Genomic DNA, 16,022 nt, shown 5'->3' with positions numbered 1-16,022 from the left:
TGATATAAAGCATTGAAACATCTGTTTTGTTTAACATTTAAGGACTCCTTAATAAAATAAAATAAAATCACCAGCAAAAGCAACCAACCATATATATAGTTATCTATATACTAAATACTTACAAGGTATCAAAGAGTATTTGGTTAAAGCGGGAGAATGATTAAAAGATAATTTGAATTTAAGTAGTTGTTTAGGGTTGTTAAGAACAAATAGCAGAGAGGTGAAAAGGAGAATGGTAAGAGCTAGGAGAAAATAAGGTTTGATTGTTGAATAAAAAGAGAGAAAGAATGATAAATTTTGCTATATAAATTTAACTTATATAGCATATTATTTAGATAATAGTGTGTTTATAAACATATATTGATCAAGTAATTTTATAAATAATTTTTCATGTTCTTGAATGCATTTTTTCCAGCTATATTTTTTAGATAATATAAGACCGTTTTTTTTCATTATAGATAATTTATCTGAATTATTTATAAGATTTTTTAATTTTTCTGCCAGTTCTTTTGCATTTAAAGGGCTGAAAAATTCAGCTACATTTCCATAAATTTCTCTAAAAACTTCAATATCTGATAACAAAATAGGAGCTCCACATGCCATGGCTTCTAAAGGCGGTATGCCAAATCCTTCATAAATAGATGGATACACAAAAATAGTTGCTGATGAGTAAAGAGTTGCTAAATCATCATCTGGAGTGAATCCTAAAAATTTTATGTGTTCATTATTTTGGATCAGTGAGTGTATTCCTGAGTTTTCCCAACCTTTTGCTCCAACTATAACTAGATCGATATTATTTAAATTTAGTTCATTGTACGCTTGTATGAGAGTCGTAAGATTTTTGCGTGGCTCTATAGATCCTACAAATAATATAAACGGATTATTTAATTCTAATCTATCTTTTAAAATATTTATGGTTTGTTTGTTTTTGGGTTTAAATATATTTTCATCATATCCATTATAAATAACCGATATTTTATCGGCTGAGATATTTAGCTTTTTTATAATTTCATGTTTTATTGCATTTGAAACTGTGATAAAATGGTCTGTTTTACTTAAATTGGGTATAAAATTTTGTTCAAAGTAATCTATGCGTTCTTTTGGATGAAACTCAGGATAACTCATAAATGCTAAGTCGTGAATTGTAGTGACTGTAACTTTGGCTTTAAATTCAAGTGGAATAAAATTTGGTTGGAAGTATAGATCTATATTTATACTTTTTACTTCTCTTAGTGAATTTTTAATTAACATTTTTTTGACTACTTTTTTAATAGTAGGAGTTTTGTCTAAAATGCGTTTTGCTATATTTATCAAATATGACTTGATGCTTGGTTTGTTTTTTTGTTGATTTAAATCTCCAACAATAAGCTTATCTGTTAAAAATCCATAATCATATGTTGGTTTAAATTCATTTTTATTTAGATTTTTTGCTATTTCATATGTATATCTGCCCACTCCAGTAAGATTTGATGCTAGTGGTCTTGTATCTATAAGTATATTTATCATAAATCCTCTTTTATAAATTTTAAAATTTCTCTTGCTGTATATTCCCACGTAATGCCAATTTGTCTATTTGTCTTTTTTGACTTATAGTTTTTTATAGTTTCATAAAGGGATATATCATCTTTAAAATATGTAGCATTTTCACCTAAAATATCTCGAAAAACAGGTATGTCTCTTGCTATGATGCACGCTCCATAATATGATGCTTCTACCATAGGAAGCCCATAGCCTTCATCGTAACTAGCTGCTATGATAGCTTCTGTGCTGCTATATAAAGAGCATAAAAATCTATCACTTACAAATTTTAAGTATTTGATATTTTTATGTTTTTTGCATAAAAACTCTTTAAAATCCTCATCTACCCGTCCTAATTTTCCCACTATGATCAAATCCGCTTCTATACCTTCATTTTGCAATCTTAAAAATGTATTTACAATAGCTTTTTGAGCTTTTCGTTCTTCTATAGTTCCTACTGCTAGAAAAGTTCTATTTTTAAATTTAATATGACGTACTTTTAGTTCAGTGAAATTTGAACCAAGCGGTATAATTTTTATCTTATTAAAACCGTATTTTTCAAGATCATTTTTTGTTTTTTGGCTAGTTGCTATGAGAACAGGGTCTATTTTTCTTATGGTTTCTATCCACTGTAGGTGTAATTCACAAGCATGATATGGAAAAAACTGAGGTGACGTTATAGGTAAGATATCGTGAATTTTAAAGTATATTTTTGTTTTTTTGGATTTGAGTTTATTAAAAAAGCCTATTTTATATGCTTCGTATATGGCTGATTCAAATAGTGGAAATTTATAAAAGATTGGAAAATCAATTCCGTAAAATATATCCCCGTCTCTTATATCTACTTCCGTACTTGTATCATTTTTAAATGGAATGCCGTGGCGTGAAGTGATAAAGTCTCCAGCGTAAAAATATCCTTTTTTTCCATCTCTTTGATCAAAATATATCGGCTCAACTAGCATATGAGATATCTTCAGTATAGCATTTAACTCTTGTAAAACAACTCTTGCGATACCTGTTTTTAAATCCTCCCTTGCTATAGCAGAGATATCTAATAAAACTCGAGATTTATGTACATTAAGCTTGTTGGAATTTTTATAACTTTTTTCTATTAGATCTCTTATTCGTGAGGCGCAAGATAATGGGTTGTGTTTTGTAATGATTAAATTTTTAGCATTTTTTACTATATTTTGATTATTGTTTAAGCAAGTTTTAAGAGCAAGTTTAAGTTCACAAATATTATCTATATATAGAGTGTAATCTTTAAAATTCGAGTAGTTTGATATGACAAGGCTTTCGTAGTTAAAACAGTCAAGAAGCGCGCCGCTAGCTTCTCCGTTATCGCTAGCTCTTAGCTGGATAGATACATCGCAAGCACTTTGATATATATGATATTCATTGTTATCTAGCCAATTTGTAAATATAATGTTTTCTATGCCATTTGTCTTGACAAAATCTTTTAAATTCAAAAAATATTCATTGTTTGTAGTACCGCTGGCGTATATCAAAACAGCGTTTTGGTCATTTTTTAAACTCTCATTCCAAGCATATAGAATTTCTTTATGCATTTTGTTTGGTCCTATAAGACCAAATACGCAAAATATAGTTTTATCCTGTAAGCTTAAAATTTTCTTTGCTGTTTGTTTATCAGGAATTATGCTAGCTCTAAGATGTGGAATATGAGTTAAAAAATCTCTGTTTTGGTAGTAAAGCTCTGCTAATTCTAGACTTTTTTCCGTATGTGTGATAATACCGTATGAATTCTCTATAATTCGCCTATTTATAGGATAATGTTTCGCAAACTCATCATACGAATTTAAGAAAAATTCAGTTAAGCCTTTGTAACTGTGTGAGTAGAAAATCTCATCTTGGATATTGAAATTCGGGTCTATTTTATGATAATTTGACATAAATCCCGAAAGAAAAAAATCATGAAGTATAACTATACCCGGATTTTTTATCGCAGTTTTGTATATGTTTGCGTGGAATTCGATATTATTTCCCATATTATAAAGCAAGCGATCAAAATTTTTAGGACTAAACTCATCTAAGCTTATTATTTTGTATCTATTTTTAATAGACTCATTTACTTTGTCTAGATTATCATAAATTAAAGTAATGTTATAAAATAGCTCTAAATATCTCAATAATTCAACCGAATAAGCAGATATGCCAGATCTATCATCTGGAAGAGGTGAAAAATATGCTAACTCCATATCTATTTCTTTAAATTTTTTAGTATATTTCTTATAAATATGAGAAATTTAATAATAGGAATGTTTTTAATCTGCTCTAATCTATTTTTAAGATCATCTATCTCTTTATCTTTATCTTTTATTTGGGATTCTAAATTTTTTATATGCGCAATGATCGGCGAGTTGATATTAAACTCTTTAAACTCCATTATATTTCCTTAATTTGTATTGTTGGATATAATTTTGATATGCCTATAAATGTTGGATCTGAGATAACTTGAAAACTTAAATAGTTATCTAACCAGTGATGACAAATATCTATATGAGTATTGCTCTGATGTAGTGCTAGCGACATTGTGTAAAATGCGTTTCCTATGTTTAAATTTAATATGTATGATATTAAATATATTTTATCCTTTTTCACTGCAATAGGGTGATTTATTATGTTTGAGTTTGTGCCAAATATATCTTGAGAAAATTTATCTTTTATAAGAAAACCTACTACTAAATCATTTAAGTCTTTGTTTGCTTTTATTTTTATACATATAGTAGCTTCATCGCCGCTAAAAAATACTTTTGATGGCTTATCGTTTTTTAATATGTATGCTTCTAAAACTTCTGCTGATTTGTCTCCATATCCGTTTTCATACTCACTGTTTTGTTCGCTTTGTTTCGATATAAGGTAGTTGTATTCTTGTAATATAGCAGAAGCTTCTCCATCACCAATAAGTTTACCTTCTTTTAGTAAAATTATCCTTTGGCAAAGCAGTTTTAACGCAGCTAGATCATGGGAAACAAATATTATACTTGTACCGTTCTGTTTTATCTCATTTAGTTTTGTTATACATTTTTGAGAAAAATGCGCATCTCCTACAGATAAGGCTTCATCTATAATAAAAATCTTAGCATCGCTAAATACGGCTATGCTAAATGCTAGCCTTACGATCATGCCAGACGAGTATGATTTAATTGGCATATTTATAAAATTTATCAATTCGCTAAAATCTACAATCTCATTATAAATTTTATCTATATGATCTTTTTGCATACCGAGTAAAAAACCATTAAAATATATATTTTCTCTGCCGCTTAACTCTGGATCAAAGCCTGTTCCTAACTCTAAAATAGCAGCTACTTTACTAAATTTTATTATCTCTCCGCTAGATGGCTCTAATACGCCTGCTATTTGCTTTAAAAGAGTACTTTTACCAGCGCCGTTTAAGCCAATTATACCTAGACTTTCCCCTTCTTTTAAACTAAAAGATATATTGTCGTTTGCTACCAGTTCTTTATGATATTTTTTCTTTAAAAATGCCTCTTTTAATCTTTGAAAATCATTTTTATAAATTTTAAATATTTTTGTGAGGTTTTTTACTTCCAAAACAGCATTCAATACATATCCTTTATTGCTGATATAAGCTTTTTATAGAGATAAGCAGCTATCAAAAGCGTTATCATACTAAGTATAAATGGAGTAATAAAATCTGAGTATTCGACATTTTTTGATAAAAATATTTTTTGATAAAATTTGATGAAATAATACAACGGGTTTATTTCAAGGAGTATAGGCAACTTTTGTTCTATGATTTGGTAAGGATATACTATAGGAGTTGCCCAAAAAAGTAGCTGCAAGAATATAGGCAAACCCTCTTTAATATCTTTTATAAATATAGACAAGATAGATAATATAACTCCAAGAGCGAATGCAAATATACTTTGTAAAATCATCATAGGAATGATAAGTAAAATTTGAACATTCAGATTGGAAACAATAGATAAAAATATTACCCCAAGGATCATTGAGATAGAAAATATAATTATTTGGATTATCGTTGGGCTTATTTCAAATGCATATAGTGGAATGCTGATTTTTTTAAGAACTCCAGCTTTTTGAGTCGGAACATCACATATATTTAAAATAGTATTTTGGAATGCTGCAAATGAGAATAACCCAGGAACTAAATATAAACTATATGACCATTTATCACTATTGATACCAAGTCTTGCATTCATAAAATCCGAAAAAATTACCGTATATATAAATATCATAACAAGCGGAGTGACAAGATACCAAAGAGAGCCGAGATTTGTTGAATTATATCGTTGTTTAAAATCAAATTTAGTTAATGATAATATCTCTTTTATTTTATTCAAAACATCCCCATAATTTTCAAATTTATGGTGATTTTACTATAAAAGAGATTAAAATCAGATAATAACTATGGATATAAATATATTGAGATTAAAAGAAATACTTACTGAAAAAGCTTGTTTAATTTTATTTTACAAGTTTAGGTAGTTTATGGTATAATAAATTTAAAGATTTCTGAAGGTTTAAATTTGAAAAAAGCGTTGGTTTGTGACTGGTTGGATAAATATAGCGGAGCTGAAAGATGTGTAGAAAGCTTCACTGATATTTGGAATGATTTTGATATTTTTTCGCTTGTGGATTTTTTAAATGATACGGATAGAAGCGTCATTTTAAAGGGCAAAAAAGCATCTGTTAGTTTTATACAAAATTTACCTTTTTCAAAATCTAAATTTAGAAATTATCTACCATTTTTCCCTTATGCTATCGAGCAGTTTGATTTAAATGAATATGATCTTGTGCTATCTAGTTCGCATTGCGTAGCAAAAGGAATTTTAACAAATCACAAACAATTTCATATCTGCTATATGCATACTCCTATAAGGTATGCGTGGGATATGTATCATTCGTATTTAAATGAACATAAGCTTAATAGCGGACTTAAAGCGATGCTTGTAAAATGGTTTTTGTATCGTATTAGAATGTGGGATTATGTAAGCGCAAATAGAGCCGATAAAATCATTGCAAACTCTAAATTTATAGCTTCTAGGATAGAGAAAATTTACTCAAGAAAAGCAGATGTTATATATCCGCCCGTAGATACGGGTAGTTTTACGTTAAATAGCGATAAAGATGACTATTACGTTACTTGCTCAAGGTTGGTAGCCTATAAAAAAGTTGACGTTATAATAAGGGCTTTTAACAAAAACGGTAAAAAATTAGTAGTGATAGGCGATGGCGAGGAGATGCAAAATTTAAAAGTTTTAGCCAAAAAAAATATTGAATTAGTAGGTTTTCAAAGCAGCCAAAACTTAAAGCAGTATTTACAAGGTGCAAGAGCGTTTGTATTTGCCGCCGTAGAGGACTTTGGTATTAGCGTAGTAGAGGCGATGGCGTGCGGTACTCCTGTTATAGCATTAAAAAAAGGAGGAGCTTGTGAAAGCGTAGAAGAGGGCGTTTGCGGTAATTTATTTTGCGAACAAAACGAGGATAGTTTAAACGCAGCTATAGTAGAATTTGAAAAAAATATAGATAAATTTGATCCAAATTTGATAAGACAAAATGCACTTAAATTTTCAAAAGATAAATTTAAAAAATCTATAAACGAGTATGTAAATAATGAATACGAAAAATTTAAAAACGGGTAAGCTAAAAAGCTTCATAGCCTCATCTTTTCTGGTTTTAAGTGATGCTTCGGTAATTTATTTATCGCTTATTTTAGCTAGTTATTTAGTAAATTTGTTTAGCGGTGAAAGTGTTTATATAGGTAGTTTATATGTTTTTTATGCTATTAATATTTTACTATTTTTTTATAGCCAACTATATACGAAAAGATTTGATTTTTGGCACGAAAGTAGAGTAGCTTTGCGTAACTGTTTTTTCGGCGCGGCTATTATTTTGTTTGTTTTGACAAGCTCAAACTTAGATTTTCCAAGACCTGTTTTTGTACTTAGTTTTTTGTTTATGGTGTTTTTTTTACCCATTAGTAAATTTATACTAAAAAGAGTTTTATACCACACTGGATTATGGAAAAAACCGGCTAGAATTATGGGACAAAGCGGCGAATTCGAAGAGTCTGTTTTTGAAAATCACTATTTAGGTTATATAAAATCGGACAAAGATTACGAAACGCTTTTTGTATGTAGCAATGGATTAAACGCTGTTATGCTAAATAAAATAGTCGAGCAAAATTTAAAAAATCATAGAGAGATTATATTTACTCCGGTTTTAAAAGAGTATGATTTTTCTTGCTCTACTATATATAGTATATTTAACTCGAGAACTAGCCTTTTTAGCATAGAAAACTCGCTTTTAAATCCTATAAATGCGCTGCTTAAAATGCTGCTTGATTTTATAATTTTTATTATTTTATTACCTATTTTTTCTATCGTTTTAGGAGTTATTGTTTTGGCTATGAAAATAGTAGAGCCCCATGAAAAGGTATTTTTTGCACAAAATAGACTCGGTAAAGACGGTAAAATATTTAAATGTTTCAAGCTTAGAACTATGAAAAGCGATCAAAGTTTTATGGATGAGTTTTTGAAAAATAATCCGGATGAGGTCGCTCATTATGCCAAATATCATAAATTTAAAAACGACCCTCGAATTACAAAAATAGGAGCTTTTTTGCGTGCTACTTCACTTGATGAGCTGCCTCAGCTTTTTAATGTTATTAAATTTGAAATGAGTGTTGTAGGACCTAGACCGTATATGATCAATGAACGCCATCAAATGGGCAAGGATCGTTATCTTATACTTGCTTTAAGACCGGGAATCACCGGACTTTGGCAAGTAAGCGGTAGAAGCGATACGGATTTTGAAACTAGGGTAAAGCTTGATGTATGGTATGTAAAAAATTGGTCATTATATAATGATATAATTATACTTATAAAAACGTTTAAAAGCGTTATTTTAAGAAGCGGTGCTAAATAGTTTTTACATCCACTCTAATACTTGAGATATCTCTTTTGCTACAAATATTTTTAATTTTGAGTCTTCTATCGGTTTGTTTGGAGCAACTACGTTTTTAAATTTTTGCATACTAGCCTCTTTTAGCCTTGTATCAAGATTGAAAATCTCTCTTATTTCGCCGTTTAAACTCAGTTCTCCTATAAATAAACTCTCTTTGCTGATAGGCCTGTTTCTAAAACTTGATATTATAGCCGCTACTACTGCTAGATCACAAGCAGTTTCGTTTATCTTTACGCCGCCAGTTACGTTTATAAATACGTCATAATGCCCAAGCGGAATTTCAAGTTTTCGCTCTAATAAAGCAAGTATCATATCAAGGCGATTTTTATCAAATCCGGTTGAACTTCTTTTTGGATAGTTGCTTTCACAGACTAGAGCTTGAATTTCTACTATGAGTGCGCGACTTCCTTCCATGGTGACGGTTATGGCAGATCCGCTTATAGCAATTCCTCTTGTAAAAAATTTACTGGTAGCATCTTTAGAACTAATTAGTCCTGAACTTTTCATCTCGAATATTCCAACTTCGCTAGTAGAACCAAATCTATTTTTAAATCCACGCAGCATTCTAAGCTCCGTGCTATTATCTCCTTCAAAATATAGCACTACATCAACCATATGTTCAAGTATTCTTGGTCCTGCTATCGAACCTTCTTTTGTGATATGACCTATTATAAAAACAGATATATCCTCTCTTTTTGCAAGACGCATAAGCTCAAAGGTGATTTCGCGTATTTGCGAGATTGATCCGGGGGCAGAAGTGATTTTATCGCTATATAAAGTTTGTATAGAGTCTATTATCAATACTTTGTACTCTTTTTTCGATATTTCAGCCAAAATAGAATCCAGATTTATCTCTGTTAAAAGATATAAATTTTCACTATTTGCATCTAGTCTGTTAGCTCTAAGCTTGATCTGAGTAGAGCTTTCTTCTCCACTTACGTATAGTACTTTTTCACCGCTATTTGCTAAATTTGAACCGATTTTTAAAAGAAGGGTTGATTTGCCTATTCCCGGACTTCCGCCTATTAATACTAATGAGCCATTTACTACTCCGCCTCCTAAAACAAGATCAAGTTCGGCGTCGCCTGTGCTTTGACGTGAAATTTTTTCTATTTCTATCTGTGTTATAGGTTTTGCATTCGCAGTACTAACAGATGGTTTTGAAATTTCTTTTATAGCTTTTATCTGTTCACTACTAAGCTCTACAAAACTTTCCCAAGCACCGCACCCAGGGCATTTACCCATCCATTTGCTTTGTTGATTTCCGCACGCCTCGCACTCAAATATTGTTTTAACTTTTGCCATTATTTATCCAAGTATATGGCGTCACATATAGTATCTACAAACTCTTTTGCATCAAATTTAATAAGATCTTCCATGCGCTCACCAACGCCTATATATAATATAGGAAGCTCGAGCTCTCTTGCTACGCCAAATAGTGCTCCGCCTTTTGAAGTGCCGTCTAATTTTGTTATTATAACTCCGTCTATTTTAACTATATCGTTAAAAGCTTTTGCTTGAGCGACTCCGGCACTGCCTTGTGTACCATCAAGAACTAGAATTTTTTGATGCGGAGCGCCCTCAAATGCTTTATTTGATATTCTAACTATTTTTTCTAGTTCGCTTGCTAAATTTTTTTGGTTTTGAAGTCTTCCTGCAGTATCTATTATCGCGTAATCATATCTTTTAGCGACTGCCGAACTAATAGTATCAAAAGCTACTGCTGCAGGATCATGTCCTTGAGATGAGGCTATTATAGGCACGTCTAATTTGTTTGCCCAGAGTTTTATCTGTTCTACGGCTCCTGCCCTAAATGTATCACTAGCACCTAAAAGTACACTTTTGCCGCTAGTTTTATATAAATTTGCAAGTTTTGCTATAGTTGTTGTTTTTCCAGCTCCATTAACTCCGATTATCATTTGAATAAATGGTTTTGCTTCGATTTTTTTGTTATCATATAAAAAATAAGTCTGCATAACTCTAGTCAAATCATCTTTGCTTACTATATCTTTTGGAGGCAGGTAGTAGATTATTTCTTCAGTGATTTCATATGGTACGTCGGCTTCTAGTAGTAGCTCTTCTAGAATATCTTTTGTTATTTTTTTGTCTTGTGGTCTATTGGAGGCAACTGCGTTTATAGTTTTTTCTAAACCCTTTTTTAGAAATCCAAACATTATAAAATTACCTTTTTCACATCAGATTCTAACATCTCCAAAGGAACCATTCCAGTGTATGCATTTGCATACTTTCCATCTGGATAATACAGCACCATAAAAGGTATCCCGACAACCCCTCCAAGAGCTTTAGCAAAAAAGTAATTATTGTCACCGTAAGCTATATCGTAATTTATATTGTACATTTTGATAAATTCTTTAATCTCGTCATTAGTTCTATCTTCCATTAAAACGCCAACTACTCTTAGATTTTTTTCAAATTTATCTTGTAAATTTACAAGATACGGTATTTCTGCTTTGCAAGGAGGACACCAAGTCGCAAAAAATGCAAATAAAACAGCTTTGTTGTTGTCTTCTATATCAAAGCCTTTTTGATTTCTTTGCATATATAAAGTTTCTCCGCTATTTAAAGATAGTGAAAATGCTCTGCTATAATCTTCACCTGTAACTGCACTGCTGCTTCCTTCCATCGCTGTTTCTTCGTTTTTTCCTTCTTTGCTACATCCGTATGCAAAGATAAGTAAAAATGCTATAATTAAGCTTCTTGATTTCATATGGTTTCCTAAAGGGTCAAAATGAGATTATATTATACAAAAAGTTTATAAAATGGTCGTTAAATTTGAAAAAAGTAGTTATAGAAAATTTGCAAAAGAGAAATTGAGAAAAATTATTAAATTTAGAGCAAAATCTTTTAGCTATAAAATCAACAATGAACTTTTAAATTTAATAAAGCATCTTAAAGTGCGTAATGTGCTTATTTTTACGCCTCTTGCATATGAACCAGATCTGTTGAAACTAAGACGAAAACTATCTAAAAATCATAATATCTTTATCCCTTTTATGGTAGATAAAAGTTTAAAAATGGTAAAATTGAGACTGCCTTTTAAAATATCTAAATTTAATGTTAAAGAGGCAAACAATTCAAATGCTTTTTTAAAAAGTATTGATCTAGCTGTTATTCCTGTGGTTGGGGTTGACGGAAATATGGCTAGGATAGGACACGGAATGGGGTATTACGATAGATTTTTTGCTGAGCTTTCATATACGCCTATAACTGTTTTTGTCCAAATAGAGGATTTTTATATTAAAGAAAAAATTTGCAGTTTACACGATATAACGTGTGATTTTTATATAACCCCTACAAAAAAATATATTAAAAAGGTTAGTTATGATAGAAGTTGTAGTAGGGATCGGCGCTGGACTCATCGGGATCGGCGCTGGATATCTTGTGGCTAAAAAGATAAATGATGCAAATTATAGTATCTTTTTAGAACAGGCAAAAGCAAAAGCAAAAGCCATAGAATTTGAAGCTGAAAGTATCTTAAAAGATGCTAAAGTTAAGGTAAATGAGGCTGAGTTTGAAGCTAAAAAACGTTATGAAGAAAAAGGCAGTAGACTTCAAAAGGAGTATAATCAAAAGCTAGATGATATCTCTAAAAAAGAGCATGCTATTTTAAATGAACAAGAAATTTTAAAAAATAGCAAAGACGAGTTAGAAAAATCTCAAAATCAAGCAAAAACTCTTTATGAGGAGGGTTTGAACTTGAAAATTGCATATCAAGATAAACTTAGCGAAACTTTGAAAGTACTAGAACATGTAGCAGGTCTCACTGAAGATGAGGCTAAAAATATGGTTTTAAGAAAAGTAGAAGAAAAAAGCAGAGCCGAAATAGCACATATCGTTAGAAAATACGAAGAAGAAGCGAAAAAAGAAGCGAAAAAAAGAGCAAATTATATATTAGCTCAAGCTACTAGCAGATATGCAGGAGAGTTTGCAGCTGAACGTTTAATAAATGTTGTAAATATCAAAAATGATGAGCTTAAAGGTCGTATTATAGGAAAAGAGGGCAGAAATATCAAAACTCTTGAAATGGTGCTTGGAGTAGATGTTATTATAGACGATACTCCTCATGCTATTATTTTGTCGAGTTTTAATCTATATAGACGAGCGATAGCTACTAGAGTGATTGAACTTTTGGTTGAAGATGGAAGAATTCAACCTGCAAGAATAGAAGAAATTCATAAAAAAGTCTGTGATGAGTTTGAAGCAAGTATACTTGAAGAAGGTGAAAACATTCTTATAGATCTTGGTATTAGCAAAGTTCATCCGGAAATTGTTAAATTGATAGGAAAACTTAAATTTAGAGCTAGTTATGGCCAAAATGCACTTGCTCATAGTCTCGAAGTTGCACATTTATCTGGCATTATAGCAGCAGAGACCGGCGGAGATGAAAAGTTGGCAAAAAGAGCCGGAATTTTACATGATATAGGAAAAGCTTTAACTCATGAATATGAAGGAAGTCATGTTGATTTAGGAGCCGAAATTTGCAAACGCTATAAAGAGCATCCGGTTGTCATAAATGCTATTTATGCTCACCATGGGCATGAGGAGGCTTTAAGTGTAGAATGTGCCGCAGTATGTGCAGCGGATGCACTTTCTGCAGCACGTCCCGGAGCTAGAAGAGAAGTTCTTGAGAGCTTCTTAAAAAGAGTAGAAGAAATAGAATCGATAGCAATAAGCAAAGAAGGAATAAAAGGTGCTTACGCTATAAATGCTGGTCGAGAGATAAGAGTTATAGCAAATGCAAAGCTTGTAAATGACGATGAAGCGGTACTTTTAGCAAAAGAGATAGCTGAAGAAATTCAAGATAAAATTCAGTATCCGGGTGAAATAAAAGTAAATGTTATCAGAGAGCTTAGGGCTATAGAATTTGCTAAATAAATAGGAGTAAATTTGAAAAAAATATTTTTAGGTATAGTTTTTTGTTTTAGTATATTATTTGCAAATGATGAACTTTTGCTAGATAGTGCAAATGCCTATAAGGTAGTTTTGCAAACAAATAGCGTACCTTCTGCTCAACTAATAGAAAAATCAAGCGCCATACTAGTTTTTCCTAAATTTGTAAAAGCGGGATTTATACTAGGCGCAACAGTCGGGCGCGGCGTTATGATGGTAAAACAGAGTGATGGCTGGATGCCTATCGGTGTAAAAATAGGAGGCGCAAGTCTTGGTTTGCAAGCAGGTTATGAGAGTAGTTATTTAGTTATTTACGTACTTAAAAAAAGTATTATTCAAGATATCAAAGATACTAAATTTACAGTAGGAGCCGATGCTTCTATCAGTTTTATGGATAGCGGGGCAAATAGAGGAAAAATGAGTGATTTCACGTTCTCAAACGATATGTATGCGTATTCAAATAATAGCGGATTTTTTGCCGGAGCAAAACTTGGCGGTTCGGTTATAACTTTAGACGATAGATCTAAATTTGATATAAATTCTTACGGATTTAACGCTTTGATAGAAGCATTTATGAACTAAGGTTTTATATGCAAGAGATGTTAAATAGCCTATCGGCTTATGGATATATAATTTTGTTTTTTTATACTCTTGGAGGAGGCATGGTAGCGATCATAGCTGCCGGGCTTCTTAGTTATGCTGGGAAACTAGATCTTACTACTTGTATAGTTATCGCTGCTATTTCAAATTTTATTGGTGATAGTATACTTTTTTATCTTGGTAGATATAATAAGCAAGCTATTTTGCCGTATTTTAAATCGCATAAAAGAAAGTTAGCTTTAGCTCAAATTTTATTTAAAAAATACGGAGATAAGATAATTTTCATTAAAAAATACATTTATGGATTAAAAACTCTAGTTCCTTTAGCTATCGGGCTTACAAAATATAGTATGAAAAAATTTAGCATTATAAATGCTATTTGTTCTATATTATGGGCAGTTTCTCTAGGACTTCTTAGCTATTTAGCAGGCGATCTCGTAAGTAGACTTGCTAATTATTTTGGCGATAGCGTGTTCTTCTTCCCTGTTTTGATGGTAGTTTTGCTTGGTATTATCTGGATATATTTTAGTTTTGCGACTAAAAAAAGGAACAAAATATGAGAAAAATCATATATATTTTATTATCTGTTTTAACTCTGTGTTTAATTTTTCAATTTTATGTTTGCAACTATGCCAAATCTATGTCAAATATGATTCTAGACTCGCTTAAACAAAATCAAAATGTAGTTATTTCAAATATAAACCAAAGCAATGGTATTTTTAGCCAGAATTTATCATTTGATTTAGATACTAAAGATCTATTTTTGAGTAGTATTTCTAAAGAAAATAATGAAAGTTTAAAGATAAATGTAAATTTAAAAAGCAGTTATTTTCTATTTTCTATTTTAAACGGTATTGATATAAACGGTGCTGTTGAGGTGATAAATCCTATTGATAAAAAAATTATTTCCGAAATTTTTGGTATGAATAAACCTATTTTGATATCTGCAAACACTGGATTAAAAAGTTCAAATTTAGATTTTAAACTCCAAATACTTCCTATAAATTTTCAAGATGAATATAGTCGGCTTATTAGTGATAAAATCATTTTTGATGTAAGTTTAAACGGCAATAAAATCAGTAAAATATCATTTTTCGGAGATGATATAAAATTTTCACAAAGCGGACTTTTTGTTCAGCTTTTAAATTTAGAATACTCTATAAGTTATCCGAGCGAAATAAATTTTGCCGATTTTGATAAGTATGGTATATTTGATAATAATTCTAAATTAAACTTGTCTAAAGTATTGGTAAATTCAGGACTCATCGGTTTTAATATAGACGATATTTCTATTATTAGTAATTTAAAAACCAATAATGGTATTTTTGATTCAAATTTAAATTTAGATATAAAATCGCTAGATAGTAGCGGTTTGAGTTTAAATAATATTAATTTAATTACCAGCGTAAGCTCGATAGATATGGAAGCTTGTCGGTATATTATAGAAGCCGCAACAAACAATAGCTCGATATCCGATATAGAAAATAAACTATTAGATATAGTTAAACGAGATCCAAAATTTGATATAACTAATTTTAGTTTTGAGAGCAAAGACGGAGATAAATTTGCGTTTGATTTTTCATTTTGGTTTGATAATGCACGAAATATGATAAAACCAAAAGATATTTTAAATTATTCAAATTTCACCGGAAATTTAATTACTACAAATAGGTTATCTAGCGTATCTCCATGGCTTTTAATGACGAAATCTTATGAAGATTATCTTATAGAAAACGGTATTTTGATTGAGTCTGGAAATGGCTATAAAGCAGATTTTGAGCTAAGCAAAAATAAAGATGATATAATATTTAACAGTTTAGTGCCTTTGAACTCGGTACTTCGTTGATATTTGTTGGGATTCGTCCCACCCCTCCCCACTTTTTTCATCTCTCTCAAATTTACTCATAATTTTAAGCCTCCTTTAAGCACTACTCTTGTATAATTCCAACTCACGAAACGGGAAAGACCTTTTAACTCTTCTAGTTAGAAATCCTTTTTATTTTCGATGTTTTTTAAAT

The 16,022-nt window shown here is 30.8% G+C and carries 15 protein-coding genes; 7 read left to right on the top strand and 8 right to left on the bottom strand.

Features of this window, described 5'->3' with window-relative positions:
* Positions 1–327 precede the first annotated feature (327 nt).
* Genes RVY88_RS08910 through RVY88_RS08890 form a run of 5 tightly spaced genes read right to left on the bottom strand, consistent with a single transcriptional unit; the run spans position 328 to position 5,867 of the window.
* The gene (locus tag RVY88_RS08910) at positions 328–1,506 is read right to left on the bottom strand and encodes a glycosyltransferase family 4 protein (RefSeq protein WP_162167603.1); all 1,179 of its coding nucleotides are present in this window, start codon (positions 1,504–1,506) and stop codon (positions 328–330) included.
* Positions 1,503–3,734: a glycosyltransferase gene (locus tag RVY88_RS08905; protein WP_162167604.1), complete on the bottom strand. Its 2,232-nt coding sequence runs from the start codon at positions 3,732–3,734 to the stop codon at positions 1,503–1,505. The genes RVY88_RS08910 and RVY88_RS08905 overlap by 4 nt, the downstream gene beginning before the upstream one ends.
* Before the next feature lie 2 nt (positions 3,735–3,736).
* The gene (locus tag RVY88_RS08900; protein WP_002848817.1) at positions 3,737–3,922 is read right to left on the bottom strand and encodes a hypothetical protein; all 186 of its coding nucleotides are present in this window, start codon (positions 3,920–3,922) and stop codon (positions 3,737–3,739) included.
* On the bottom strand, positions 3,922–5,106 hold the full coding sequence (locus RVY88_RS08895; RefSeq protein WP_002848818.1) for an ABC transporter ATP-binding protein: 1,185 nt from the start codon (positions 5,104–5,106) through the stop codon (positions 3,922–3,924). Before RVY88_RS08895 ends, RVY88_RS08900 begins: the two co-directional genes overlap by 1 nt.
* Positions 5,103–5,867 (bottom strand): ABC transporter permease, encoded by a 765-nt coding sequence (locus RVY88_RS08890; RefSeq protein ID WP_042960403.1) that lies wholly within the window; start codon positions 5,865–5,867, stop codon positions 5,103–5,105. Before RVY88_RS08890 ends, RVY88_RS08895 begins: the two co-directional genes overlap by 4 nt.
* A gap of 186 nt (positions 5,868–6,053) precedes the next feature.
* Here RVY88_RS08890 and RVY88_RS08885 point away from each other — a divergent pair, with 186 nt between their 5' ends.
* Complete coding sequence (locus RVY88_RS08885; protein ID WP_162167605.1) at positions 6,054–7,169, top strand: glycosyltransferase; 1,116 nt, start codon at positions 6,054–6,056, stop codon at positions 7,167–7,169.
* Positions 7,141–8,454, top strand: coding sequence for a sugar transferase (locus RVY88_RS08880; protein ID WP_162167606.1), 1,314 nt, complete (start codon positions 7,141–7,143; stop codon positions 8,452–8,454). Before RVY88_RS08885 ends, RVY88_RS08880 begins: the two co-directional genes overlap by 29 nt.
* A 3-nt stretch (positions 8,455–8,457) precedes the next feature.
* Here RVY88_RS08880 and radA read toward each other — a convergent pair whose 3' ends face one another.
* From radA to RVY88_RS08865, 3 genes are read right to left on the bottom strand one after another with little or no spacing between them, the layout of a single operon-like run.
* The gene (gene radA, locus RVY88_RS08875; protein WP_002848822.1) at positions 8,458–9,798 is read right to left on the bottom strand and encodes a DNA repair protein RadA; all 1,341 of its coding nucleotides are present in this window, start codon (positions 9,796–9,798) and stop codon (positions 8,458–8,460) included.
* Positions 9,798–10,667: a signal recognition particle-docking protein FtsY gene (ftsY, locus tag RVY88_RS08870; RefSeq protein ID WP_002848824.1), complete on the bottom strand. Its 870-nt coding sequence runs from the start codon at positions 10,665–10,667 to the stop codon at positions 9,798–9,800. The genes radA and ftsY overlap by 1 nt, the downstream gene beginning before the upstream one ends.
* The gene (locus tag RVY88_RS08865) at positions 10,667–11,221 is read right to left on the bottom strand and encodes a TlpA family protein disulfide reductase (RefSeq protein WP_162167607.1); all 555 of its coding nucleotides are present in this window, start codon (positions 11,219–11,221) and stop codon (positions 10,667–10,669) included. The genes ftsY and RVY88_RS08865 overlap by 1 nt, the downstream gene beginning before the upstream one ends.
* Positions 11,222–11,273: 52 nt before the next feature.
* On the opposite strand from RVY88_RS08865, the gene RVY88_RS08860 reads away from it, so the two are divergent.
* The 5 genes from RVY88_RS08860 to RVY88_RS08840 all read left to right on the top strand — a co-directional run bounded on the left by RVY88_RS08860 (position 11,274) and on the right by RVY88_RS08840 (position 15,850).
* Complete coding sequence (locus RVY88_RS08860; RefSeq protein WP_038453008.1) at positions 11,274–11,903, top strand: 5-formyltetrahydrofolate cyclo-ligase; 630 nt, start codon at positions 11,274–11,276, stop codon at positions 11,901–11,903.
* Entirely contained in the window at positions 11,836–13,389 is a 1,554-nt protein-coding gene (gene rny, locus RVY88_RS08855; protein WP_002848839.1) for a ribonuclease Y, read from the top strand. Before RVY88_RS08860 ends, rny begins: the two co-directional genes overlap by 68 nt.
* Positions 13,390–13,401: 12 nt before the next feature.
* Positions 13,402–13,986, top strand: a complete 585-nt coding sequence (locus RVY88_RS08850) for a lipid-binding SYLF domain-containing protein (protein ID WP_011731848.1) — start codon at positions 13,402–13,404, stop codon at positions 13,984–13,986.
* 8 nt (positions 13,987–13,994) lie between these two features.
* Positions 13,995–14,564 (top strand): DedA family protein, encoded by a 570-nt coding sequence (locus RVY88_RS08845; protein ID WP_038453010.1) that lies wholly within the window; start codon positions 13,995–13,997, stop codon positions 14,562–14,564.
* 80 nt (positions 14,565–14,644) lie between these two features.
* Positions 14,645–15,850 carry a DUF945 family protein gene (locus RVY88_RS08840; protein WP_202931010.1) on the top strand — a complete coding sequence of 402 codons (1,206 nt, stop codon included), beginning with the start codon at positions 14,645–14,647 and terminating at the stop codon, positions 15,848–15,850.
* The last annotated feature ends 172 nt before the right edge of the window (positions 15,851–16,022 follow it).

This window comes from Campylobacter sp. TJR-1, assembly GCF_032840035.1.
GTDB classification, from domain to species: Bacteria; Campylobacterota; Campylobacteria; order Campylobacterales; family Campylobacteraceae; genus Campylobacter; species Campylobacter fetus.
The sequence above is the reverse complement of the archived record's forward strand: the minus strand, read 5'-3'. Positions and strand labels throughout refer to the sequence as shown.

What these genes read in the sequence shown, in the direction of transcription:
- rny (WP_002848839.1), top strand. Translation starts at nt 11,836, where the DNA reads ATGATAGAAGTTGTAGTAGGGATCGGCGCTGGACTCATCGGGATCGGC.
- RVY88_RS08905 (WP_162167604.1), bottom strand. Translation starts at nt 3,734, where the DNA reads ATGGAGTTAGCATATTTTTCACCTCTTCCAGATGATAGATCTGGCATA.
- radA (WP_002848822.1), bottom strand. Translation starts at nt 9,798, where the DNA reads ATGGCAAAAGTTAAAACAATATTTGAGTGCGAGGCGTGCGGAAATCAA.
- RVY88_RS08845 (WP_038453010.1), top strand. Translation starts at nt 13,995, where the DNA reads ATGCAAGAGATGTTAAATAGCCTATCGGCTTATGGATATATAATTTTG.
- RVY88_RS08865 (WP_162167607.1), bottom strand. Translation starts at nt 11,221, where the DNA reads ATGAAATCAAGAAGCTTAATTATAGCATTTTTACTTATCTTTGCATAC.
- RVY88_RS08860 (WP_038453008.1), top strand. Translation starts at nt 11,274, where the DNA reads ATGGTCGTTAAATTTGAAAAAAGTAGTTATAGAAAATTTGCAAAAGAG.
- RVY88_RS08840 (WP_202931010.1), top strand. Translation starts at nt 14,645, where the DNA reads ATGTCAAATATGATTCTAGACTCGCTTAAACAAAATCAAAATGTAGTT.
- RVY88_RS08910 (WP_162167603.1), bottom strand. Translation starts at nt 1,506, where the DNA reads ATGATAAATATACTTATAGATACAAGACCACTAGCATCAAATCTTACT.
- ftsY (WP_002848824.1), bottom strand. Translation starts at nt 10,667, where the DNA reads ATGTTTGGATTTCTAAAAAAGGGTTTAGAAAAAACTATAAACGCAGTT.
- RVY88_RS08900 (WP_002848817.1), bottom strand. Translation starts at nt 3,922, where the DNA reads ATGGAGTTTAAAGAGTTTAATATCAACTCGCCGATCATTGCGCATATA.
- RVY88_RS08880 (WP_162167606.1), top strand. Translation starts at nt 7,141, where the DNA reads ATGAATACGAAAAATTTAAAAACGGGTAAGCTAAAAAGCTTCATAGCC.